The organism is Pseudomonas eutrophicaquae, assembly GCF_023544715.1.
In the GTDB taxonomy this organism is placed as follows: domain Bacteria; phylum Pseudomonadota; class Gammaproteobacteria; order Pseudomonadales; family Pseudomonadaceae; genus Geopseudomonas.
Genome location: NZ_JAMJEZ010000003.1, coordinates 70,221 through 94,150, shown reverse-complemented (window position 1 = coordinate 94,150; position 23,930 = coordinate 70,221). Strand labels below are relative to the sequence as shown.

Annotated in this window: 19 protein-coding genes and 1 other RNA gene; 1 reads left to right on the top strand and 19 read right to left on the bottom strand. The window is 65.3% G+C overall.

Features of this window, described 5'->3' with window-relative positions; genetic code table 11:
* Positions 1-54: 54 nt before the first annotated feature.
* On the bottom strand, positions 55-1,272 hold the full coding sequence (argJ, locus tag MXC11_RS02235; RefSeq protein WP_250004616.1) for a bifunctional glutamate N-acetyltransferase/amino-acid acetyltransferase ArgJ: 1,218 nt from the start codon (positions 1,270-1,272) through the stop codon (positions 55-57).
* Positions 1,273-1,377: 105 nt separating this feature from the next.
* Positions 1,378-4,113: a preprotein translocase subunit SecA gene (gene secA, locus MXC11_RS02230; protein ID WP_250004614.1), complete on the bottom strand. Its 2,736-nt coding sequence runs from the start codon at positions 4,111-4,113 to the stop codon at positions 1,378-1,380.
* Positions 4,114-4,299: 186 nt separating this feature from the next.
* Here secA and MXC11_RS02225 point away from each other — a divergent pair, with 186 nt between their 5' ends.
* The gene (locus MXC11_RS02225; RefSeq protein WP_250004611.1) at positions 4,300-4,764 is read left to right on the top strand and encodes a DciA family protein; all 465 of its coding nucleotides are present in this window, start codon (positions 4,300-4,302) and stop codon (positions 4,762-4,764) included.
* Between the two features lie 87 nt (positions 4,765-4,851).
* On the opposite strand, the gene lpxC is transcribed toward MXC11_RS02225, so the two are convergent.
* The 17 genes from lpxC to rsmI all read right to left on the bottom strand — a co-directional run bounded on the left by lpxC (position 4,852) and on the right by rsmI (position 23,887).
* A complete protein-coding gene (lpxC, locus tag MXC11_RS02220) occupies positions 4,852-5,763 on the bottom strand; it encodes a UDP-3-O-acyl-N-acetylglucosamine deacetylase (protein ID WP_250004608.1) in 912 nt (303 codons plus the stop codon).
* A 112-nt stretch (positions 5,764-5,875) separates the two neighbouring features.
* The gene (gene ftsZ / locus MXC11_RS02215) at positions 5,876-7,078 is read right to left on the bottom strand and encodes a cell division protein FtsZ (RefSeq protein ID WP_250004605.1); all 1,203 of its coding nucleotides are present in this window, start codon (positions 7,076-7,078) and stop codon (positions 5,876-5,878) included.
* Positions 7,079-7,125: 47 nt separating this feature from the next.
* On the bottom strand, positions 7,126-8,382 hold the full coding sequence (ftsA, locus tag MXC11_RS02210; protein WP_250004603.1) for a cell division protein FtsA: 1,257 nt from the start codon (positions 8,380-8,382) through the stop codon (positions 7,126-7,128).
* Between the two features lie 16 nt (positions 8,383-8,398).
* The gene (locus MXC11_RS02205) at positions 8,399-9,265 is read right to left on the bottom strand and encodes a cell division protein FtsQ/DivIB (RefSeq protein ID WP_250004600.1); all 867 of its coding nucleotides are present in this window, start codon (positions 9,263-9,265) and stop codon (positions 8,399-8,401) included.
* Between the two features lie 3 nt (positions 9,266-9,268).
* Positions 9,269-10,213, bottom strand: a complete 945-nt coding sequence (locus MXC11_RS02200; RefSeq protein WP_250004598.1) for a D-alanine--D-alanine ligase — start codon at positions 10,211-10,213, stop codon at positions 9,269-9,271.
* On the bottom strand, positions 10,210-11,673 hold the full coding sequence (gene murC / locus MXC11_RS02195; RefSeq protein ID WP_250004595.1) for a UDP-N-acetylmuramate--L-alanine ligase: 1,464 nt from the start codon (positions 11,671-11,673) through the stop codon (positions 10,210-10,212). The genes MXC11_RS02200 and murC overlap by 4 nt, the downstream gene beginning before the upstream one ends.
* Positions 11,666-12,736 (bottom strand): undecaprenyldiphospho-muramoylpentapeptide beta-N-acetylglucosaminyltransferase, encoded by a 1,071-nt coding sequence (gene murG, locus MXC11_RS02190; RefSeq protein WP_250004593.1) that lies wholly within the window; start codon positions 12,734-12,736, stop codon positions 11,666-11,668. The genes murC and murG overlap by 8 nt, the downstream gene beginning before the upstream one ends.
* Complete coding sequence (gene ftsW, locus MXC11_RS02185) at positions 12,726-13,943, bottom strand: putative lipid II flippase FtsW (protein WP_250004589.1); 1,218 nt, start codon at positions 13,941-13,943, stop codon at positions 12,726-12,728. The genes murG and ftsW overlap by 11 nt, the downstream gene beginning before the upstream one ends.
* Positions 13,943-15,304, bottom strand: coding sequence for a UDP-N-acetylmuramoyl-L-alanine--D-glutamate ligase (gene murD, locus MXC11_RS02180; RefSeq protein WP_250004586.1), 1,362 nt, complete (start codon positions 15,302-15,304; stop codon positions 13,943-13,945). Before murD ends, ftsW begins: the two co-directional genes overlap by 1 nt.
* Positions 15,305-15,308: 4 nt before the next feature.
* Entirely contained in the window at positions 15,309-16,391 is a 1,083-nt protein-coding gene (gene mraY, locus MXC11_RS02175; protein ID WP_250004583.1) for a phospho-N-acetylmuramoyl-pentapeptide-transferase, read from the bottom strand.
* A complete protein-coding gene (locus tag MXC11_RS02170; protein WP_250004580.1) occupies positions 16,392-17,765 on the bottom strand; it encodes a UDP-N-acetylmuramoyl-tripeptide--D-alanyl-D-alanine ligase in 1,374 nt (457 codons plus the stop codon).
* Positions 17,758-19,227 carry a UDP-N-acetylmuramoyl-L-alanyl-D-glutamate--2,6-diaminopimelate ligase gene (locus tag MXC11_RS02165; protein ID WP_250004577.1) on the bottom strand — a complete coding sequence of 490 codons (1,470 nt, stop codon included), beginning with the start codon at positions 19,225-19,227 and terminating at the stop codon, positions 17,758-17,760. The genes MXC11_RS02170 and MXC11_RS02165 overlap by 8 nt, the downstream gene beginning before the upstream one ends.
* On the bottom strand, positions 19,227-20,972 hold the full coding sequence (locus MXC11_RS02160) for a peptidoglycan D,D-transpeptidase FtsI family protein (protein ID WP_250004575.1): 1,746 nt from the start codon (positions 20,970-20,972) through the stop codon (positions 19,227-19,229). The genes MXC11_RS02165 and MXC11_RS02160 overlap by 1 nt, the downstream gene beginning before the upstream one ends.
* Positions 20,969-21,259, bottom strand: a complete 291-nt coding sequence (gene ftsL, locus MXC11_RS02155) for a cell division protein FtsL (RefSeq protein ID WP_250004571.1) — start codon at positions 21,257-21,259, stop codon at positions 20,969-20,971. Before ftsL ends, MXC11_RS02160 begins: the two co-directional genes overlap by 4 nt.
* Positions 21,256-22,200 (bottom strand): 16S rRNA (cytosine(1402)-N(4))-methyltransferase RsmH, encoded by a 945-nt coding sequence (rsmH, locus tag MXC11_RS02150; RefSeq protein ID WP_250004568.1) that lies wholly within the window; start codon positions 22,198-22,200, stop codon positions 21,256-21,258. Before rsmH ends, ftsL begins: the two co-directional genes overlap by 4 nt.
* 444 nt (positions 22,201-22,644) lie before the next feature.
* Positions 22,645-22,992, bottom strand: an RNA gene (gene rnpB / locus MXC11_RS02145) — RNase P RNA component class A.
* A gap of 40 nt (positions 22,993-23,032) precedes the next feature.
* A complete protein-coding gene (rsmI, locus tag MXC11_RS02140; protein WP_250004565.1) occupies positions 23,033-23,887 on the bottom strand; it encodes a 16S rRNA (cytidine(1402)-2'-O)-methyltransferase in 855 nt (284 codons plus the stop codon).
* Positions 23,888-23,930: the final 43 nt, after the last annotated feature.

Below are 23,930 nucleotides of genomic sequence, written 5' to 3'. Positions count from 1 at the left end.
AAGGGCGTGCAGCCTCGCAGTGCTGCACGCTCTCGAATGGTCACCAAGCGCCGATCAGGAGCGGTATTCGGCGTTGATCCGCACGTACTCGTGGGACAGATCGGTGGTCCAGATGGTCTCGCGGCACTCACCACGGCCCAGCTCGATGCGGATGGTGATTTCTTCCTGCGCCATCACCGCCGCACCCTGCTCCTCGGTGTAGCTGGCCGCGCGCCCGCCCTGATGGGCGATGCACACCTCACCGAGGAACACGTCGATCAGGCTGACGTCAAGGTTCGGCACACCGGCGTAACCGACGGCAGCCAGGATGCGGCCCCAGTTCGGGTCGGAGGCGAACAAGGCAGTCTTGATCAGCGGCGAGTGGGCCACGGCATACGCCACGTCCAGGCACTCCTGATGGTTGGCACCGCCGTTGACCTGCACGGTGACGAACTTAGTGGCGCCCTCGCCGTCGCGGACGATGGCCTGGGCCACTTCCATGAACACCTCGAACACCGCCTGCTTGAGCTGCTCGTACAATGCGCCGCTCTTCTCGGTAACCTCCGGCAGCGCCGCCTGGCCGGTGGCGATCAGCATGCAGCAGTCGTTGGTCGAGGTGTCGCCGTCGATGGTGATGCGGTTGAACGACTTGTTGGCGGCATCACGGACCAGATCCTGCAGCACCGGCTGGGCGACCTTGGCGTCGGTGGCGATGTAGCCGAGCATGGTCGCCATGTTCGGGCGGATCATCCCGGCACCCTTGCTGATGCCGGTAACGGTGACGGTGACGCCCTCATGCTGGAACCGGCGGCTGGCCCCCTTGGGCAGGGTGTCGGTGGTCATGATGCCTTCGGCGGCCAGCGCCCAGTTGTCTTCCTTGAGATCCGCCAGCGCCGCCGGCAGCGCAGCCTCGATCTTCTCGACCGGCAGCGGCTCGCCGATCACCCCGGTGGAGAACGGCAGGATCGCTTCCTCGGCAACGCCGGTCAGCGCGGCCAGCGCGGCGCAGCTGCGCCGGGCGTTGGCCAGGCCCTCGGCACCGGTGCCGGCATTGGCGTTGCCGGTGTTGGTCAAGAGGTAACGCACCGCACCGCCCAGGCGCTCGCGGGTGATCAGCACCGGCGCCGCACAGAAGGCGTTGGTGGTGGTCACCCCGGCGATGCTCGAGCCTTCAGCGCAGCGCATCACCACCACATCCTTGCGGCTGACACGCTTGATGCCGGCCGAGGCAATGCCAAGTTCAAAACCGGGAACCGGGTGCAGGGTGGGCAGAGGACCGAGACCGACAGCCATGGGAAAGCTCCTAGAAATGCGCGCTGCGCGAAAGGGATGGGGAACAGTATCAAAAACGCCGCGAGCGGCAAGGCCGGTCGCGGCGTGGGGCAAGCCCTCAGCCGATCAGCTGATCTGGCCGTGGCAGTGCTTGTACTTCTTGCCGCTGCCGCACGGGCAGGGATCATTGCGACCGATCTTCGGCTCCTGACGAATGGCCTGGGTACTGGCTTGCGGCTCGCCCGCTTCCGGCTCGCCGTCCTCGGTATCCAGTGCCGGGGCGCTGGCATGCTGGAACTCCATGTGCGCAGCCAGGGCCTCGGCCTCGCGGCGCAGGCGCTCCTCTTCCTCGGCCGGATCCTCGCGGCGCACCTGCACATGGCAGAGCACGCGGATTGCATCGCGCTTGATGCTCTCCAGCAGTTCCTGGAACAGGGCAAACGACTCGCGCTTGTACTCCTGCTTGGGGTTCTTCTGCGCATAACCGCGCAGGTGAATGCCGTGGCGCAGGTGATCCATGGTCGAGAGGTGATCCTTCCACAGATCATCCAGCACACGCAGCAGGATCTGCTTCTCGAAGGTGCGCAGCGCCTCGCTACCGGCCAGGGCTTCCTTCTCCGCGTAGGCCTTGACCAGCTCGTCAAGGATCCGCGCGCGCAGCGGTTCTTCATACAGCGCATCGTCCTCGTCAAGCCACTGCTGCAGGGGCAGCTTGAGGCCGAAGTCGCCCTGCAGGGCCAGCTCCAGCCCGGCCACGTCCCACTGCTCGGGCAGCGATTGCGGCGGGATATGCGCGTCGATGGCGCGCGCCAGCACCTCGGCGCGGAACTCGGCAATGGTCTCGGCCACGCTCTCGGCACTCAGCAAGCCGTTGCGCATGTGGTAGATCACCTTGCGCTGCTCGTTGGCCACATCGTCAAATTCCAGCAGCTGCTTGCGGATGTCGAAGTTGCGGCCCTCGACCTTGCGCTGGGCCTTTTCGATCGCATTGGTGACCATGCGGTGCTCGATGGCCTCGCCCTGCTGCATGCCCAGCGCCTTCATGAACTGCTTGACGCGATCAGAGGCGAAGATGCGCATTAAGTTGTCTTCCAGCGACAGGTAGAAGCGGCTGGAACCCGGGTCGCCCTGACGACCGGCGCGGCCGCGCAACTGGTTGTCGATACGCCGTGATTCGTGGCGCTCGGAGGCCACCACGTGCAGGCCACCCGCCTCGATCACCTGCTGATGACGGGCCTGCCAGTCGGCCTTGATCTGCGCCACCTGCTCATCGCTGGGGGCTTCTAGGGCGGCGACTTCCACCTCCCAGTTGCCGCCGAGCAGGATGTCGGTCCCGCGACCGGCCATGTTGGTGGCAATGGTCACCGCGCCCGGACGCCCGGCCTGGGCGATGATCTCGGCTTCCTTGTCGTGATACTTGGCGTTGAGCACCTTGTGCTCGATGCCCTCCTGCTGCAGCAGGCGCGACACGTATTCCGAACTCTCGATCGAGGCGGTACCGACCAGCACCGGGCGGCCCTTGGCCTGGCACTCCTTGACGTCGGTAATGATCGCCGCGAACTTTTCTTCCTGAGTCAGATAGACTAGGTCGTTGTAGTCCTTGCGCGCCACCGGGCGGTGGGTGGGGATCACCACCACATCCAGACCATAGATCTGGCGGAACTCGAAGGCCTCGGTGTCCGCAGTACCGGTCATGCCGGCCAGCTTGTTATAGAGGCGGAAGTAGTTCTGGAAGGTAGTCGAGGCCAGGGTCTGGCTCTCGGCCTGAATCTGTACGCCTTCCTTGGCCTCGATGGCCTGATGCAGGCCCTCGGACAGCCGGCGCCCCGGCATGGTCCGCCCGGTGTGCTCATCGATCAGCACCACCTGGCCGTTCTGCACGATGTACTCCACATTGCGGTGGAACAGCGTATGGGCGCGCAGCGCCGCGTAGGAGTGGGTCAAGAGGCCCAGGTTGTGTGCGGAATAGAGGCTCTCGCCTTCAGCCAGCAGCCCGGCCTGCACCAGCGTGTCCTCAAGGAACTGGTGCCCCTGCTCGGTCAGCTCCACCTGACGAGCCTTCTCGTCGATGATGTAGTGCCCTTCGCTGCCTTCACTGCCCTCTTCGGCTTCGACCTGGCGCTTGAGGCGTGGGATCAGCAGGTTCATCTGCTGGTAGAGCCGCGAGCTGTCCTCCGCCGGGCCAGAGATGATCAGCGGGGTGCGCGCCTCGTCGATGAGGATCGAGTCCACCTCATCGACAACGGCAAAGTTCAGCTCGCGCTGGAACTTGTCGCCCAGGCTGAAAGCCATGTTGTCGCGCAGGTAATCGAAGCCGAATTCGTTGTTGGTGCCGTAGGTGATGTCTGCAGCATAGGCGGCACGCTTGTCGGCCGGATCCTGGAAGGGGGTGACCACACCCACCGACAGGCCAAGAAACTCATACAGCGGGCGCATCCAGTTGGCATCGCGGCGCGCCAGGTAGTCGTTGACGGTGACCACGTGCACGCCCTTGCCGGACAGTGCATTCAGGTACACCGCCAGGGTGCCGACCAGGGTCTTGCCCTCGCCGGTACGCATCTCGGCGATCTTGCCCTCATGCAGCGCCATGCCGCCGATCAGCTGCACATCGAAGTGGCGCATGCCCATCACCCGCTTGCCTGCCTCGCGGGCCACGGCGAAGGCCTCGGGCAGCAGCTTGTCCAGGCTCTCGCCCTGGGCAACGCGCGCCTTGAATGCCTCTGTCTTGCTCCGCAACTGCTCATCGGAAAGCGCGACCATCTGCTCTTCCAATGCATTGACCGCCTGCACCACCCGGCTCATGCGCTTGACTTCACGGTCGTTCTTGCTTCCAAAGAGTTTCTTGAACAAAGGCGCAAACATGGCGAGAGGGTCATCCATCCGGGGTCATGGAGGACACTCCCAGCGGAGTGTCCGATGCCGACTGTGCGGCTGCGAAAAAGCATTCTACCCGGAATCGCCGGCGAGAAAAGCCGCGACCCACGCGCGCCATGCGTGCTCGATGGCTTCTGCTACCATGCGCAGGCTCCCTGCGACCGGTACCCACCCATGACCTTCCGCCCCCTGCACGCCCAGCCCCCCGCGGTACTGCTGCGCACTGACCGGACCCTGCGCCAACTGATGGGCGCAGCCCGGCGGCTGGAGCAGCTACAGCAGTGCCTCGAGCAGCAACTGCAGCCGGCGGCGCGGGCGCACTGCAAGGTCGCCAGCTGGCGCGACGGTGTGCTGCTGCTGATCATCACCAGCAGCGAGTGGGCGACCCGCCTGCGCTACCAGCAGCAGCGTCTGCTGCGCCTGTTGCAGGCCTGCCCCGAGTTTGCCGGCCTGCAGCGCATCCTGATGCGGGTGCGTCCGGCCTATACGCCGCAGGCTGGAAACCGGCCACCGCCCCGCCTGTCCGGCGAGGCCGCCCAAACCCTGCGCAGCACCGCCACCGGCATTAGTGACCCACGCTTGAGGGCAGCTCTTGAGCGTCTGGCCAGCCACGGCGAGCTTGCCGACGAGAACGTTTGACTCAGGCTGATCAGCAGAGTGCTACCGCGCAGACAGCAAAAGGCCACCGCGAAGGTGGCCTCAGGTACCGCATAAAGCCGGCTGCAATCAGCCGGCCGCAGCCGGGCGCATGTAGGAAATCGGCGCCGTCGAGGCATCCTCGAACGTCACCACTTCCCAAGCCTCCTGATCCGCCATCAGGGTACGCAGCAGGCGGTTATTGAGCGCATGACCCGACTTGTGGCCATGGAACTCACCGATCAGGCTGTTGCCGAGCAGGTAGAGGTCACCGATTGCGTCGAGGATCTTGTGCTTGACGAACTCATCCTCGTAACGCAGGCCGTCCTCGTTGAGCACACCGCCCTCATCCACCACAATGGCGTTATCAACGCTGCCGCCAAGGGCCAGGTTCTGCGAGCGCAGGAACTCGATATCACGCATGAAGCCGAAGGTGCGTGCCCGGCTGACTTCCTTGACGAAGGAAGTGCTGGAGAAATCGACACTGGCAGTCTGGGTACGGTCACGGAATACCGGGTGATCGAAGTCGATCTCGAAGGTCACCTTGAAGCCATCAAACGGGCGGAAAGTGGCGCGCTTGTCACCCTCCTCGACGCTGACTTCACGCTTGATGCGGATGAACTTCTTGGCCGCTTCCTGCTCCTGCAGTCCGGCAGACTGGATCAGGAACACAAAGGGACCGGCACTGCCGTCCATGATCGGCACTTCCGAGGCGGACAGCTCGATATAGGCATTGTCGATGCCAAGACCAGCCATCGCTGACAGCAGGTGCTCGACGGTATCGACCTTGACCTCGCCGTTGATCAGCGTGGTCGACAGGGTTGTTTCGCCGACAAATTCGGCGCGGGCCGGGATCTCGACCACTGGGTCGAGATCAACGCGGCGAAAGACGATCCCAGTGTCTACCGGGGCCGGGCGGAGCGTAAGGTAGACCTTTTCGCCCGAGTGCAGACCGACACCGGTCGCACGGATGACGTTCTTCAAGGTGCGTTGTTTGATCATGGCTATGGCCGTATCTGCGCAAGTTGTGAACTGTTCTCAGCAATGGCAGGCATCATAGCAGATGCCCACCTTTGCTGAACACCAATCAGCCACGCACTCTTAATATATAAAATCAATCAGCCTGGCGACGCAGGAAGGCCGGAATATCCAGATATTCCAGATCTTCTTGGCTAACGTTGCTGGACCCGGCGACAGACGCAGGCGCGGCACCGCGCCCCCCCGACATGCCGTTGCGCATGGCAGGCGGCAGATCATATGGATCATAATTGATCCCGCCATCGGCACGCACCGGCGCCTTGGCTAGGGCTGCCGCCATCTGCAGACCGTTATCGACTACCTTGACCGCTGGCTTCTCCATGCGTGCACCCAGGCCCGTAGCCACGACGGTGACATGCAGATCATCGCGCATTTCCGGATCGATCACCGCACCGATCTTCACAGTGGCGTGCTCGGAGGTGAACTGCTCGATGATGTTGCCCACCTCGGTGTACTCACCCAGCGACAGGTCAAGCCCGGCAGTGATGTTGACCAGGATGCCGCGCGCGCCCTGCAGGTTGATGTCTTCCAGCAGCGGGTTGCGGATCGCCGCCTCGGTCGCCTCGCGGGCGCGGTTCGGGCCGCTGGCACAGCCGGTGCCCATCATCGCCATGCCCATCTCGCTCATCACGGTACGCACGTCGGCAAAGTCGACGTTCATCAGGCCCGGACGCTGCATGATGTCGGAGATACCGCGCACCGCGCCGGCCAGCACGTCATCAGCCTTGGCGAAGGCCGACAGCAGGCTGGCGTCTTTGCCGAGGATGGTCAGCAGCTTTTCGTTGGGGATGGTGATCAGCGAGTCGACGTGCTCGGACAGCGCGCGGATGCCCTCATCGGCAATCTGCATGCGGCGCTTGCCCTCGAAGGGGAACGGGCGAGTGACCACGGCCACGGTGAGGATGCCCATTTCCTTCGCCACTTCGGCGATGATCGGCGCTGCACCGGTACCGGTGCCACCACCCATGCCGGTGGTGATGAACACCATGTTGGCGCCTTCGAGCAGCTCAGCGATGCGCTCGCGATCCTCCAGCGCCGCCTGACGGCCAATCTCGGGGTTGGTGCCCGCACCCAGGCCCTTGGTGACATTCTGGCCCAACTGCAGCACGGTCTTGGCTTCGACCTTCTTCAGCGCCTGTGCATCGGTATTGGCACAGATGAACTCGATATCTTCGATGTTGCTGCGCATCATGTGGTTGACGGCATTGCCGCCACCACCACCCACGCCAATGACCTTGATGACCGCACTGGACTGCACGTTGTCGGCTAACTCAAACATATCCCCTCTCCTCACCCCTTACTTGTTTCGCTGACAGCGGGGCGGCCTTAGAAGTTGCCCTGCACCCAGCGTTTGATTCGCTCGAACATCGCCGGTTTGCTGCGGGTCACCGTGCGCTCGTCATCGTCACGGCGGTCGGCAAACGAGATGCCATTCTGTTTTTTCAGCCCGTACATCAACAGGCCGACACCGGTTGCATAAATAGGATTATGCACGACATCCTCCAGTCCGCGGAGGCTCTGCGGTACGCCCAGACGTACGGAGGTGTGGAAAATTTCCTCGGCCAGCTCAACGGCGCCTTCCATCTTCGAAGTGCCGCCCGTCAGCACGATGCCGGACGGAATCAGATGCTCCAGACCGCTGCGGCGCAATTCGCCCTGCACCAGGCGGAACAGCTCCTCATAACGCGGCTCGACCACCTCGGCCAGCGCTTGGCGGGAGAGATCACGCGGTGCTCGATCGCCGACGCCCGGCACCTTGATGGTGTCATGGGGGCTGGCCAGCTTGGCCAATGCACAAGCGTAGCGGATCTTGATGTCCTCGGCATTCTGCGTGGGGGTGCGCAGAGCCATGGCGATGTCACTGGTGACCTGATCACCAGCAATCGGGATCACCGCCGTATGGCGAATCGCGCCACCGCTGAAGATCGCGATATCAGTGGTCCCGCCGCCGATGTCCACCAGACAGACGCCCAGCTCCTTCTCATCGTCAGTCAGCACCGAGGCCGCCGAGGCCAGCTGTTCGAGAATGATGTCGTCCAGCTCCAGACCGCAGCGACGCACGCAGGTCTCGATGTTCTGTGCCGCGTTCACGGCGCAGGTGACCAGGTGCACCTTGGCCTCCAGACGCACTCCGGACATGCCGAGCGGCTCATGCACGCCGCTCTGGTTATCGATGATGTAATCCTGCGGCAGCGTGTGCAGCACGCGCTGATCAGCCGGAATGGCCACCGCCCGGGCGGCATCCAGCACCCGCTCGATGTCCGCGCCGCTTACCTCACGCTCACGGATGGCCACGATGCCGTGGGAGTCGATCCCGCGGATATGACTGCCGGCTACTCCGACGAATGCCGAGTGGATCTCGCAGCCGGCCATCTGCTGCGCCTCGTCGATGGCCTGCTGGATGGCCTGCACGGTGGACTCGATGTTGACCATCACGCCCTTTTTCATCCCGCGCGAGGGATGGGTACCGATCCCGACAATCTCCAGCTGCCCGTCGGCCAGCACCTCACCGACCAGCGCCACCACCTTGGACGTACCAATATCCAGGCCCACGATCATCTTGCCGCTCTGCACGCTTGCCATGACCCCAGTGATCTCCTCAATTACGCTTGCTGACCGCAGGAGCGCTCTCCCCGGCCGCGGTCGCAGGCAAGTCGCGCCACGCCACGGCCAGGCCGTTGGGGTAGCGCAGATCAACCCGCGCGATATGTGAAATATGTTCTTTGAGCGTCGTCTCATACACACGAACGAAGCGGCGCATCTTGTCCACAATCTTGTCGCGCCCAAGCAGCAGCTCAAACCCCTGACTGGTGGTCAGGTACCAGCTGCCGCGCTCGCGCATTTCAAGGCCTGCCACCGTGATCTCGATCGGGCGCAGCAGGCGGTTGAACAGCTGATACTGCTCCATCACCCGCTGCTGAGCCCGCTGCGGCCCCCACAGGCGCGGCAGGTGCCCGTAAGCCTTGAGTTCATCAGGCACAAAGGCCTTGCCCTGGTTATTCAGCAGCGCTTCATCCCCCCAGCGCGCCACCGGCAACTGCTCCTCGAGGCGCACGATCACCCGGTCGGGCCACACCCGCCGCACATGGGCTTCGGCAATCCACGGCATGGTCTGCAGATCGCTGCGAAGTGCTACCAGATCGACTGCAAAAAAGGTCTTTTTCCCCGTATGGGGCAAAATCCGCTCACTGACCTGCGCCGCGCTGAGGTAGCTCAGATCACCCTCGACCTGCACCCGGCGAATTGGCTGATCAATGAGCGGCTCGATTTTGGGACGCAATTCATAAAGAGCATACACAACTCCCGCCAGCAGGACAGGCAGGAGCAATCTGAACAGCCCGCGCCAGGTGGGTCTGGGCAGGCGCTTATGCAGCGGCTCGCGCACCACCGGGCGACTGGCGCCACGCGGCCCCGGCTTGCGCAGCCTTGGGGCGGGCGTACTCTGGTGGCGCAGCAGCGGCAGCATGACTCAGCTCCTTGCCTCAAGGCTGTCGGCGAGAATGGTCAGCACCAGCTGAGGGAAATCCAGCCCCGCTGCCCGTGCCGCCATCGGTACCAGACTGTGATCGGTCATGCCCGGGACGGTATTGACCTCCAGCAACCAGAAGCGCCCCTGCTCATCCTGCATCACATCGGCGCGCGCCCAGCCGCGGGTGCCGATTGCCTCGCAGGCGCAGGCCGTCAGGCGGCGCAGCGCCTCCTCCTGCTCGGCCGGCAGACCACAGGGCACCTGATAGCGGGTGTCATCCGCAAGGTACTTGGCTTCGTAATCATAGAAGCTGTGGGTGGTGCCGAGGCGAATGGGCGGCAATACCTGATCACCGAGCATCGCTACGGTAAATTCCGGGCCGCTGATCCACTGCTCGACCAGCACCTGCGGATCGAACGCACTGGCGGCCTGCCAGGCGGCAATCAGCTCCTCGAGACTCGTGACCCGCGCCATGCCGATGCTCGAGCCCTCATGGGCCGGCTTGACCATCAGCGGAAAGCCCAGTTCTGCAGCCGCCCGCTCGCAATCGGCCACGCTGCTCAGGGCCGCGTGACGCGGGGTCGGCAGGCCCAGGCTCTGCCAGACCTGCTTGGTACGCAGCTTGTCCATGGCCAGCGCCGAGGCCAGCACACCGCTGCCGGTGTAGGGAATCCCCAGGCACTCCAGCAGGCCCTGCATGCTGCCATCCTCGCCCCCACGGCCGTGCAGGACGATGAAGGCGCGATCGATAGGCTCCGCCGCCAGGCGCACCAGCAGATCGTCACCAACATCAATGCCAAAGGCATCGACACCGGCCTCCAGCAGAGCCGCCAGCACCGCGGCACCGGATTTCAGCGAGACCTCACGCTCGGCACTGCGCCCGCCATAGAGCACCGCCACGCGGCCAAAGCACTCGGGTTGACGGGGCGAAAAGGTGATGCTCATGCCGGATTCCTCAAGGTGCCCGCAGCGGCACCGAACAACGGGTTACTGATCAACTGGCCGGCCACGCCACCGATATCCCCCGCCCCCTGGCAGAGCAGGATGTCGCCGGGGCGCAGCAAGGGGCGCAGCAGCGGGGCCAGTTCGCTGCCGCGCTCGACATAGATCGGGTCCAGTACGCCGCGCTGGCGGATGCTGTGGCACAGCTGGCGACTGTCGGCACCGGGGATCGGCTCCTCGCCGGCCGGGTAGACCTCCATCAGCAGCAGCACATTGGCCTCGCCCAGCACCTGGACGAAGTCCTCGTACAGATCACGGGTACGGCTGTAGCGATGCGGCTGGTAGAGCATCACCAGCCGCCGCTCCGGCCAGCCGTCACGCACCGCACGCACCACCGCGGCAACCTCGCGGGGGTGATGGCCGTAGTCATCGACCAGCATCACCTCGCCCCCCTCGACCGCCAGCTCGCCGTAGACCTGGAAGCGCCGGCCAACGCCCTGAAAGCCCGAAAGCCCGGCGATGATCGCCTGATCGTCGATGCCCTCATCGGTGGCGATCGCGATGGTGGCCAGCGCATTGAGCACATTGTGCCGGCCGGGCATGCGCACCATGGTCTGCAGCGGCGAATGGCCCTGACGGATCACGGTGAAGTAGGTGCACATGCCTTCCTGACGCACATCCACGGCACGCACATCCGCACCTTCGTCAAAGCCGTAGGTGACGATCGGCCGACTGACCTGGGGGAGGATTTCGCGCACCACCGGGTCATCGATGCACAGCACCGCCAGCCCGTAGAACGGCAGGTTGTGCAGGAACTCGATAAAGGTCTTTTTCAGGCGATTGAAGTCACCGCCATAGGTGCTCATGTGGTCGGCATCGATGTTAGTAACCACCGAGACCATCGGCTGCAGATGCAGGAAGCTCGCGTCGCTCTCGTCCGCCTCGGCAATCAGGTAACGGCTGGCGCCGAGCTGGGCATTGGTGCCGGCGGCAGTCAGCTTGCCGCCGATCACAAAGGTCGGATCCAGACCGGCCGCGGCAAATACCGAGGCCAGCAGGCTGGTGGTGGTGGTCTTGCCGTGGGTGCCGGCCACGGCAATGCCGTGGCGATAGCGCATCAGCTCGGCGAGCATCTCGGCGCGCGGCACCACCGGGATGCGCCGCTCCAAAGCAGCCGCTACCTCCGGGTTGGCCGGATTGATCGCGCTGGAGACCACCAGCACATCGGCCTCGGCTACGTTCTGCGCGCTGTGGCCGATAAAGATCTGCGCTCCAAAGCCCTGCAGACGCTCAGTCACCGCAGAAGCCTTGAGGTCGGAGCCGGACACTTGATAACCGAGGTTGAGCAGCACCTCGGCGATGCCGCACATGCCCACCCCGCCGATGCCGACAAAGTGGATACGGCGGATGCGGCGCATGCGGCGCAGCTCGGTCGGGTTACCGCCACGCAGGGCATCAGCCATGGGCCACCTCCAGGCAGATATCGACCACCTCGGCGGTGGCATCGGGCTTGGCCAGGCGGCGCGCCTGCTCGCCCATGGCGTGACGTTTTTCGCGGTGCATCAGAACCTCGGTGAGCTGAGCGGCCAGCGCGGCCGCATCGGTGCGATGTTGTGCCAGCAGCACGGCAGCGCCGGCGCGGGCCAGGTATTCGGCATTACGGGTCTGGTGATCGTCGATGGCATGCGGCAGCGGGATCAGCAGTGCCGGCAGCCCGGCCGCCGCCAGTTCGCTGACGGTCAGCGCACCGGCGCGGCAGACCACCAGATCCGCCTCACGATAGGCCGCCGCCATGTCGGCGATAAACGGCACGACCTCCGCCTCGATACCGGCGGTGCGGTAACGCTCAGCCGTGATTTCGGCATGCTGGCGTCCGGCCTGATGGCGAATCTGCGGGCGCAGCTCGATAGGCAGGTGCGCCAGCGCTGCCGGCAGCAACTGATTGAGCGGCTCAGCGCCAAGGCTGCCGCCCAGCACCAACAGACGGACCGGCTGATCAGCCGCTCGGATAACCGGCGCCTCACTGAACAGCTCGGCACGCACCGGATTGCCGGTGGTGCGGCGCCTGGCCGACGGTGCGAAGGTATGCGGGAAGGCTTCACAGATCCGGCTGGCCAGCGGGGCCAGCAGACGGTTGCTGGTACCGGCCACCGCATTCTGCTCGTGAATGATCAACGGAATGCCAGCCAGCCGCGCCGCCAGCCCGCCGGGGCCGGTGACAAAACCGCCCATGCCCAGCACGCAGACCGGCTGGACTTCACGCAGCACCCGGCGCGCCTGACGCAGGGCGCTCACCAGCTGCCAGGGTGCCCGCAGCAACGCCCGCCAGCCCTTGCCGCGCAGGCCGCTGATCTGAATGTGATGCAGCGGCAGACCCGCCTGGGGTACCAGTTCGTTCTCGATGCCGCGCGGGGTGCCCAGCCAGTGCACGGTGTAGCCGCGGGCCGCGAACTCACGGGCACAGGCCAATGCCGGGAACACATGCCCGCCGGTGCCACCGGCCATGATCAGAACATTAGCGCCCATGCTGCGGCTCCTCGTCGTCGGCAAAATCGGCCTCACTGAACTCCACGTCGGCATTGCCAAGCTGGGTGCGCCGCTCCCAGTCGATGCGCAGCAGCAGCGCCAGACTGACGCAGCAGATCACCAGCGAACTGCCGCCGTAACTGAGAAATGGCAGGGTCAGGCCCTTGGTCGGCAGCAGGCCGACGTTCACGCCGATGTTGATCAGAAACTGCCCGATCCAGAGGATCGCCAGGCCGTAGGAGACATAGGCGGAAAAGTACTGCTGCTCGCGCTCGGCACACAGGCCGATGTACATCGCCCGCAGCGTCACCAGCACGAACAGGCCCACCGTCAGGAGCGCACCGATCATGCCCAGCTCCTCGGCCAGCACGGCGAACACGAAGTCGGTATGCGCTTCGGGCAGGTAGAACTGCTTCTGCACACTGTTGCCCAGCCCGACGCCGAACCACTCGCCGCGCCCGAAGGCAATCAGCGCCTGACTGAGCTGGTACCCGGCGCCGAACTGGTCAGCCCAGGGGTCGATGAAGTTGGTCAGGCGCTGCATGCGGTAGCTTTCCATGGTCATCACCATCACCCCCAGCACGAGGGTGCCCGCCGCCAGCGGCAGGAAGAAGCGCAGCGCCACGCCGCCAAGGAACAGCATCACCACCCCGGTACCAAACAGCACCACGGTGGCGCCAAAGTCAGGCTCCAGCAGCAGCAACAGCGCCAGCATGCCGAGCAGCACCAGCGGCAGGAAAATGCCGCGAATCCGCGTGCGCACAAACTCCTGACGCCGCACCAGATAGCTGGCCAGATAGATGACGGTGAACATCTTGGCCAGCTCAGAGGGCTGGATATTGAAGAAGCCCAGGCCAATCCAGCGCTGCGCGCCGTTGACCTGACGGCCGATCCCCGGCACCAGCACCAGAATCAGCAGCAGCACCCCGACCAGCAGCAGGCGGCCGCTGTGCTTCTGCCAGCTGGCCACCGGGATCAGCAGGGTCAGAAGGCCCGCCCCCGCGCCCAGTAGCAGGTAGATGATCTGGCGGATCATGTAGTAGAAGGTGTTGCCGGTCTGGGCCGCCGCCACATCCGAGGAGGCCGAGGTCACCATCACAAAGCCAAGGCCCAGCAACGCCAGGCAACTGGCCAGCAACGGGAAATCGACATCCACTCCGCGCCGGTTGAACAGCGGTGAGGGCGAAAGCGGCAGCGGGAAGCGCATCAGGACAGCTCCTCTACCGCCCGGGCAAAGCACTGCCCGCGCGCCTCGAAGTTCTTGAACATATCAAGGCTTGCACACGCCGGCGACAGCAGCAGCGCATCCCCCGCCTCGGCCAGCTCGACGCCATACCGAACGGCCTCCTCAAGACTGGCAACCCGCAGCAGCGGCACCACCGGGGCGCCGTCCGGCCCCTGCAGGGCGGTAGCAATCAGCTCGGCATCGCGACCGATCAACAACACCGCCCGGCAGTAACGCGCCACGCTGGCGCGCAGCGGGGTGAAATCGGCGCCCTTGCCATCGCCACCGGCGATCAGCAGCAGCTTGCCGTCAAGCTCCGCCCCCAAGCCGTCGATGGCGGCCAGCGCAGCGCCGACATTGGTGGCCTTGGAATCGTTGTAGAAGCTCACCCCGGCCCGCTCACCCAGCCACTGGCAGCGATGCGCAAGCCCGGTGAAGCCGCGCAGCACCTCCAGCATCGGTGCCATCGGCAGCCCTGCCGCGTGGCCCAGTGCCAACGCCGCCAAGGCATTGGCCTGATTGTGGGCACCGCGGGTCTTCAGCTCACGCACCGCCAGCAGCGGTTCAAACTGGAAGGCCAGATAGCGCTCGCCATTCACCTCACGCAGGCCAAAGCCGCGAAAATCCGGCTTGTCGAGACCAAAGCTCCAGCACGGCAGCTGATCGGCAATCAGCGGCCGCGACAGGGGGTCCTGACGGTTGATCACCACCTGACGGGCGCCGCGGAAGATCCGGTGCTTGGCCAGGTGATAGGCCTCGATGCCGCTGTAGCGATCCATGTGGTCGTCGCTGATGTTCAGGCAGGTGGCCACCTCAGCGTTCAGCCGCTCGGTGGTTTCCAGCTGGAAGCTCGACAGTTCCAGCACATACAGCTCCACCCCATCGGCCAGCAGATCCAGCGCCGGGGTGCCCAGGTTGCCGCCCACCGCCACGCGCTTGCCGGCCGCTGCGGCCATCTCGCCGACCAGGGTGGTCACGGTGCTCTTGGCGTTGGAGCCGGTGATGGCGATGATCGGGGCGCGGGCCTCGCGGGCGAACAGGTCGATATCGCCGGACAGCTTCACGCCACGCGCCGCCGCAGCCTGCAGCACCGGAGTGGCCAGCGCCAGCCCGGGGCTTACGTACAGCTCGCTGGCCCGGCAGAGAAACTCCAGATCCAGCGCGCCGCAACGCACCTCAATATGCGGATACTCGGCCTTGAGGGTCGCCAGCTCCGGCGGGTTGTCGCGGGTATCGGCAATCGCAAAGCGCACGCCCTGGCGCGCCAGAAAGCGCACCACGGACAGGCCGCTCTTGCCAAGGCCGACGACGATGCGGAACTGGTCGGAGGCAATCAGGCTCATCGGCTTATCTCAGTTTCAGGGTAGCCAGACCGATCAGCACCAGCACCACGGTGATGATCCAGAAGCGCACGATCACTCGCGGCTCTGGCCAGCCCTTGAGTTCAAAATGATGGTGGATCGGCGCCATGCGGAACACCCGCTTGCCGGTCAGCTTGAAGGAGGCGACCTGGATCATCACCGAGAGGGTTTCCATCACGAACACCCCGCCCATGATGAACAGCACCACTTCCTGACGGACGATCACCGCGATGGTGCCGAGCGCCGCACCCAGCGCCAGCGCGCCGACATCGCCCATGAACACCTGCGCCGGGTAGGTGTTGAACCACAAAAAGCCCAACCCCGCACCGATCAGCGCGCCGCAGAACACGATCAGCTCACCCGAGCCCGGCACATAGGGAATCAGCAGGTACTCGGCAAAATTGGCGTTGCCGGAGAGGTAGCAGAAGATCCCCAGCGCGCCACCGACCAGCACCGTGGGCATGATCGCCAGTCCGTCGAGGCCGTCGGTGAGGTTGACCGCGTTGCTCGAGCCGACGATCACAAAGTAGGTCAGCACGACGAAAAAGATCCCCAGCGGGATCTCGATGTCCTTCAGGAGCGGCATGATGAAGGTGGTTTCCACCGGAGTCTGCGCGGTCACGTAGAGAAACACCGCCGCGCCCAGACCAAACACCGACTGCCAGAAATACTTCCAGCGACTCGGCAGACCGCGGGAGTTTTTCTCGATCACCTTGCGGTAATCATCGACCCAGCCGATGGCACCAAACAGCAGGGTCACCGCCAGCACCACCCAGACATAGCGATTGGACAGATCCGCCCACAGCAGGGTGCTGAGGGTGATCGCCGAAAGAATCAGCGCACCGCCCATGGTCGGCGTGCCCTTCTTCGACAGGTGCGACTGCGGGCCGTCATCGCGCACCGCCTGGCCGATCTGCCGGCTGCGCAGGGTGCGGATCATCCACGGGCCCAGCCACAGCGACAGCACCAGCGCGGTCAGCACGCCGAGAATCCCGCGCAGGGTCAGGTACTGAAAGACCGCAAAGCCCTTGTGAAACTGTTGCAGATACTCGGCCAGCAGCAGCAGCATTCAAATCTCTCCAGCACGGGCACAGAGCGCCGCGACGACCTTGTCCATCGCCGCACTGCGCGAGCCCTTGATCAGTAAGGTGGTTTCCGGAGACTGTTCGGCTGCCAGCGTGGCGATCAGTTCAGCCTGATCGGCAAAATGTCGCGCCCCACGGCCAAACGCCTCGACGGCATGGCGCATCAGCGGCCCGACCGCATACAGTGCCGCCACCTTATCGCGGGCGTATTCGCCCACATCACGGTGCGCCTGCTCGGCCCAGTCACCCAGCTCACCCATGTCGCCGAGCACCAGCACGGTGCGCCCGGAAAAGCCGGCGAGTATATCAATCGCCGCACGGATTGACGCGGGATTGGCGTTGTAACTGTCGTCGATAATGCGCATTCCAGCCGGGTTGAGCTGCGCCACCGCACGCCCCTTGACCGGCTGCAGGGATTCGAGCCCGGCCACGATGGCCGCCAGCGGCACGCCCAGCGCATGGGCCGCTGCCGCTGCCGCCAGCGCATTGGCCACATTGTGGCGGCCCAAGAGGTTGAGCTGGACAGGGGCACTGCCGGCCAGCCCCTGCAGGGTGAAGCCCACACAGCCGCGGGCATCGCGCTGCACGGCGCTGGCAGTGAAGTCGGCGGCAGCATCGAGAGCGAAACTCAGCACCCGGCGCCCGGCGGCGCGCTGCACCCAGCGCGCAAAGGCAACATCGTCCGCGTTGAGGATCGCCACCCCATCGCGGCCCAGGCCGTCGAGAATCTCGCCCTTGGCCTCGACAATCTTCTGCGGCCCGCCGAATTCACCGACATGCGCCGTGCCGGCATTGGTGATGATCGCCACCTGCGGGCGGGTCAGGCCCACGGTGTAGGCGATCTCGCCAACATGATTGGCGCCCAGCTCGATCACCGCGCTCAGGTGCTGCGAGGCCAGTTCCAGCAGGGTCAGCGGTGCGCCCAGATCATTGTTGAGGTTGCCGCGCGTGGCCAGCACGGCGGCGTCGCTGCCGTGCTCGGCGCGCAGGATCGCGGCGAGCATTTCCTTTACCGAGGTCTTGCCGCTGGAGCCGGTCACTGCCGCCAGACGCCCGCTGAAGGCTGCACGATTCCAGGCTCCCAGCTGCCCCAGCGCGCGCCGGGTATCGGCCACCTGCAGCTGCGGCAGGGCCAGATCCGGCTGCGCACGCTCGACCAGCGCCGCTACCGCACCCCGCGCAGCGGCCACAGCGAGAAAGTCATGGCCGTCAAAGCGCTCGCCCGGCAGGGCGATGAACAGCTGGCCCGGCCCTACGCTGCGGCTGTCGATGCTCACGCCCGCAAAGCGGGCATCGGCGCCGTGCAAACGGCCTTGCAGAAGATCGGCCACCTCACTCAGAGCCACGGCCTCACGCATGGCGCACCTCACGCTCGGCCAGCGCACGGGCGGCATGTTCGATGTCGGAGAACGGCTGGCGCACCCCGGCAATCTCCTGATAGTCCTCATGGCCCTTGCCGGCCAGCAGGATCACATCATCCTCGGCGGCGCCCAGGATCAGCGCACGGATCGCTGCAGCCCGCTCGGCGCGGCAGATCACGGTAGCCGGATGGGCAAAGCCTGCACAAATTTCAGCGCGAATGGCCGCCGGATCTTCGCTGCGCGGGTTGTCGTCGGTGACCCACACGCCGTCCGCCAGCCGTTCAGCCGCGGCGGCCATCAGCGGCCGCTTGCCGCGATCACGCTCGCCGCCGCAGCCAAACAGACACAGCAGGCGCCCGCGCGCGTGCGGGCGCAGCGCCTCGAGGACCTTCTCCAGCGCATCTGGGGTGTGGGCGTAATCAACGACCACCAAGGGCTGCTGTCCGCCACCCAGACGCTGCATACGCCCGGGCGGGCCTTCGAGCTGCGGCAGGACGGCGAGGATTTCATCCAGCGGGTGCCCAAGCCCCAGCAGCGCGCCGACCACCGCCAGCAGGTTGCTGAGGTTGAAGCGCCCCAGCAGTGGGCTGATTAGCAGGCCATCGCCCTGAGCGGTGACCAGCCGGGCGCGGATGCCCTGCTCGGTAAAGCGCGCCTCGCTGCAGTACAGGGTCGCCTGCGCATCGCTCAGGCTGTAGCTGATCAGCCGCGAGGGCGCTTCAAGGGCCGCCAGCGCACGGCCGAACGGATCATCCAGATTGATTACCCGGCTGCAGAGGCCCGGCCAGGCAAACAGGCGTGCCTTGGCCTGACCGTAGCGCTGCATGTCGCCGTGATAGTCGAGATGATCACGGGACAGGTTGGTGAACACCGCCACATCAAAATCCAGCGCCTCGACCCGCCCCTGATCCAGACCGTGGGAGGAGACTTCCATGGCCACCGCACGGGCGCCGGCCTGCTTGAGGCGCGCCAGCTCCGCCTGCACGCGCAGAGGATCTGGCGTGGTGTGCTGGCCCTGCTGCAGCGCATCATGAAAGCCACTGCCCAGGGTGCCGATCAGCCCGCAGCGGGTACCGAGCTGGTCCAGTGCCTGGGCGATCAGCTGACTGACACTGGTCTTGCCGTTGGTGCCGGTGACGCCCACCAGCGCCAGGCTGCGGCTCGGGTCGCCATAAAAGCGCCCGGCAATCGCCGACAGCTGGGCGCGCAGGCCGCGAACCGGCACCAGCACGGTGTCGGCAGGATTCTGCGGCAGCGGCGGTGCGCCCTCTTCCTCATAGGCGATGGCCGCCACACCGCGGGCAATCGCCTCGGCAATGTAGATGCGCCCATCCCGGCCACTGCCGGGAATGGCGAAGAACAGATCACCTGCACGCAAGGTGCGGCTGTCCAGACTGAGCTCGCGGATCAGCGCATCCCGCGGCGCCTGGGGAAACATCTTCAACAGGCTCATCGGCATCAGCCGCGCCCTCCTGTGGCTGGGGGGGTGACGGCGGTACGCGCCGCCGGGGTGGCCGGCGCGGGCGGCGGCAGGTTGTCGGGAGCGATGTTCATCAGGCGCAGCGCACCGGCCATGACCTTGCTGAACACCGGGGCGGCCACCAGACCGCCGTAGTAGCCCTTGGCGACGTCGGGCTCATCAATCATCACCACCATGGCCAGGCGCGGATTGTCGATCGGGGCAATGCCGGCGAAGAAGCCGCGATAGGCCTTGGCCTGATAGCCCTTGCTGCCGGTGGCCGCCTTGCGGGCCGTGCCGCTCTTGCCGCCGACGTGATAGCCCGGCACACGCGCCCGGACAATCCCGCCCTGCCCACCGACCACATCCCGCAGGATGTTGGTCATGGTGCGGGCAATCTGCGGATCGATCACCTGCTCGCTGGCCTGAGGTTCATCCAGGCGCACCAGCGACAGCGGCACGCGGCGCCCTTCGTTGGCCAGCGTCGCGTAGGCATGCACCAGCTGCACAGCGGTCACCGACAGGCCATAGCCGTAGGCCAGCGTCGCGGTTTCCGCCTGACCCCAACGCCGGTGGTTGGGCAGGATACCGGCCTGCTCGCCAAGGAAGCCCAGGCCGGTCGATTGACCGAAGCCGACCTGCTGCATCACGCGATGAATCGGCTCATGGCCGATATCAAAGGCAATCTTGGTCACCCCGACGTTGCTGGACTTCATCAGGATGCCAGTCAGATCCAGCACGCCAGCCCTTGAAACGTCCTTGATGGTGTAGCGCCCGATACGCAGGCTGCCGGGGTAGGTATCCACCGTGTCGGTCGGCTTCCAGCGCCCGGTACCGAGCGCGGCGGCAATCGAGAAGGGCTTGACGGTCGAGCCCGGCTCGAAGATGTCCACCACAGCCCGGTTGCGCATGGTCGCCGGATCCAGGGTGCGGCGGTTGTTGGGGTTGTAGGTCGGCAGATTGACCATGGCGAGAATCTCGCCACTTTTCACATCCATCAGCACCACGGTACCGGCTTGCGCGCCGGTCTCGGTCAGGGCGTGCATCAGCTCGCGATGCGCCAGGTACTGCAAACGCAGATCCAGCGACAGTCGCAGGCTCTTGCCCGGCTTGGCGCTCTTGGCCTCGCCGAAGTCCTTGATCAGCTGGCCGCGCGGATTCTTCAGCACCCGCTGCTGGCCCGGCACGCCGGCCAGCCAGTGATCGAAGGTTTTCTCCACCCCTTCGGTGCCGCGGTCATCAATATTGGTCATGCCGACGACGTGGGAGGTCACCTCGCCGGCCGGGTAGAAGCGCCGATACTCGGCCTGCTCGTAGACGCCGGGGATGCGCAGCGCCAGCACCCGCGCGCCTTCCTCGGGGGTCAGGCTGCGCTTGAGGTAGAGGAAGCCGCGCCGGGACAAACGCTCCAGCCGCTCGCTCATTTCGGCCAGATCCAGATCCAGCACGCGCGCCAGCTCCGGCCAGCGCTCGCGCTGGCTGATCAGCTCACGCGGATTGACCCAGATCGCCACCACCGGCGTACTGACGGCCAGCGGCTCACCATTGCGATCGGCGATCAGCCCGCGGTGCGCGGCAATCGGCACATGACGCACGCTGAGCTTGTCGCCCCGGGACTGGAGAAAATCCTGATCCAGGACATGCAGGTAGACAATCCGCCAAACAATCACCGCCACCAGCAGCAACAGCCCGACAATGACGATCTGCAAGCGCACCGGGAACCGCGCCTGGGTGAATTTCCTCATGGCTGCACCATCTGCACTTCAGCAGGTTCAGGGATCCGCATCTGCAGCTCCTCACGGGCCAGACGCTCGACGCGCCCGTAAGCAGTCCAGGTGCTCTGCTCCAGCACCAGACGCCCCCACTCCGCCTGGGCGGCATCCCGGATGCTCAGTTCGGCATACAGCCGATTGAGCAGCTTGCGGTGTTCATGCGACTGCCAGGACACCGCCACGGCCGAGCCGAGAATCGCCAGAAACAGGATCAGCATGAACAGCGTGCCCGCCGGCAAGGCACTGGTCAGTGCCTTCATCGCAGCTTCTCCGCCACCCGCATCACGGCGCTGCGCGCCCGGGGATTGGCCTTGAGCTCCTCGCTGCCGGCATATTGCGGCTTGCCGATCAGTTTCAGGCGCGGCTCAAAGCGCGCGACCTGCACCGGCAGATCGCGCGGCAGGTTATCCGCCTCGCCCTTGACCTGGCGCCGCATAAATTGCTTGACGATGCGGTCTTCCAGCGAGTGGAAGCTGATCACCACCAGCCGGCCACCGATCGCCAGTGCCTCGAGCGCCGCCTCAAGGCCGCGCTCAAGATCGCCCAGTTCGTTATTGATATGGATACGCAGCCCCTGGAAGGCGCGGGTCGCCGGGTTCTTGCCCTTCTCCCAGGCCGGATTGGCGACGGTGATTACCTCGGCCAGATCCGCGGTGCGGGTAAAGGGCCGCTCGGCCCGGCGCTGCACGATGGCGCGCGCCATGCGCCGCGAAAAGCGCTCCTCGCCGTATTCATAGAACACCCGGGCGATTTCTTCCTCGCTGGCCGTGGCGATCCATTCGGCGGCGCTGAGCCCGGCGTCCGGGTTCATGCGCATGTCCAGCGGGCCATCGTTCATGAAGCTGAAGCCACGCTCGGGGTCATCCAGCTGCGGCGAGGACACCCCCAGATCGAGGAGGATGCCATCCACATGGCCGTTCAGCGTGCGCGCCGCCAGCTCCTCGCCCAGCTCGGCAAAGCTGCGCTGGACAATCTGAAAACGCGGATCTTCAGCGCTCAGCGCCTGGCCGGTGGCAATCGCCAAAGGATCCTTGTCAAACCCCAGAAGACGGCCCTCTGGGCCGAGCTGGCGGAGGATTTCGCGGCTGTGCCCGCCACGCCCGAACGTGCCGTCCAGGTAGCAGCCCTCCGGGCGCACCGCCAGGGCGTGGACCGCTTCGTGCAGCAGAACAGTGACATGGTGAAAGGTTGCTGCATTCATAGGTCAGGGCATCAGGTCCAGTGAATCGTCCGGCAGGACGCCGGGATGGCGCGAGGCGGCCAGATCCCCCCGCGGGCAGGCCATTTGCTGCACGGGCAACCGTCAGGCTGCAATGCAGACCGTACGGGCCGCCGCTACGTGCGCGGCACTCATTCAGTCAGCGGGTCAGGAATCGGGCAGGGATTCGGCGCATCCAGGATCGTGATCAGCGAGCTGAAAGAGGCAGGCCGCCGCTCGGGCGCACACTATAGAAATGCCGTCGCAAGGCCGTCAAGGCGCGCCCGGGACGAATGGCAAGACAGCGGCAGATAAGTGCCGATCAATGACCAGAAGCCCGATGATCCACGGCATTTATCGACGGATGGCGGCCGCAGCCACACGCCGGTGCGGGCTTTGCGCTACACGCACACAGCAGAGCAGCGGGGCGTGCGCGGCGGGAAAAAGAAGGAGAGTCGGCCTATAAGCCGGGTTCTGTCGAGGACGGTCATTCCTCTAGGACCGCCATCACTGACGGCCTCAAGCAACCTACCCGGTTCCAGCGCGGGCCACGCCAATGGAACCCTATTTGGTCTTGCTCCGAGTGGGGTTTACCTAGCCACGGACTGTTGCCAGCCGTGCGGTGCGCTCTTACCGCACCTTTTCACCCTTACCGGCACCGAAGCGCTTAGGCGGTTATTTTCTGTGGCACTTTCCGTAGGCTCGCGCCTCCCAGGCGTTACCTGGCACTCTGCCCTATGGAGCCCGGACTTTCCTCCCCCCTGCACGCAGGGCGGCGACCGTCCAGCCGACTCTCCGGGGCGCAGGGTACGCACTGCGAGCGTCGATCACAAGCTCAATCGCGGTCTTTCTGTCGCTCCAGCGCTTGCTGGTAAAGCAGATTCTTGCGCACACCGGTGATTTCCGCCGCCAGCGCCGCCGCACGCTTGAGCGGCAGGTCGGCGAGCAGCAGGTCAAGCACCCGCAATGCCTCGGCGCTGACGCTCTCCTCGCCCAGCGGCGCCTGCCAGCCCTCGACCAGCAGCACGCACTCACCGCGCTGCTGGTTGGCATCGGTGGCCACCCATGCGCACAGCTCGGCGAGCGGCGCACCCTTGAGGGTCTCGAAGGTCTTGGTCAGCTCACGGGCCAGCACCACCTGCCGCTCAGGCCCGAAGAGTTCGCGCATGTCTTCCAGGCTTTCCAGCAACCGGTGCGGCGCCTCGTAGAAGATCAGCGTGCGCGGCTCCTCGCTCAGGGCCTGCAGGCGCTGGCGCCGGGCGCTGCTGCGGGCAGGCAGAAACCCTTCAAAGATGAAGCGATCGGACGGCAGCCCAGCTGCCGACAAGGCAGCAATCAGCGCACAGGAGCCGGGAACCGGCACCACCGTCACCCCAGCCGCACGGGCCTGACGCACTAGGTGATAGCCGGGATCGGAGATCAGCGGCGTCCCGGCATCGGAGATCAGCGCTAGGCTCTCCCCCGCCAACAGGCGTTCGACCAGCCGATTGCCCTGATCACGTTCGTTATGCTCATGGCAGGCGACCAGCGGGGTCGGGATGCCAAAATGCTGCATAAGCCGCGCCGAGTGGCGGGTATCTTCGGCAGCGATCAGGGCAACCTCGCGCAGCACGCGCAGCGCACGGGCGCTGATGTCCTCCAGATTGCCGATCGGCGTTGCCACCACATACAAGACCCCTGCGCCGCTCATCGCTCGCCCTTCCCCGTAAAAGCGTCGGATTGTAGCCGCTTTG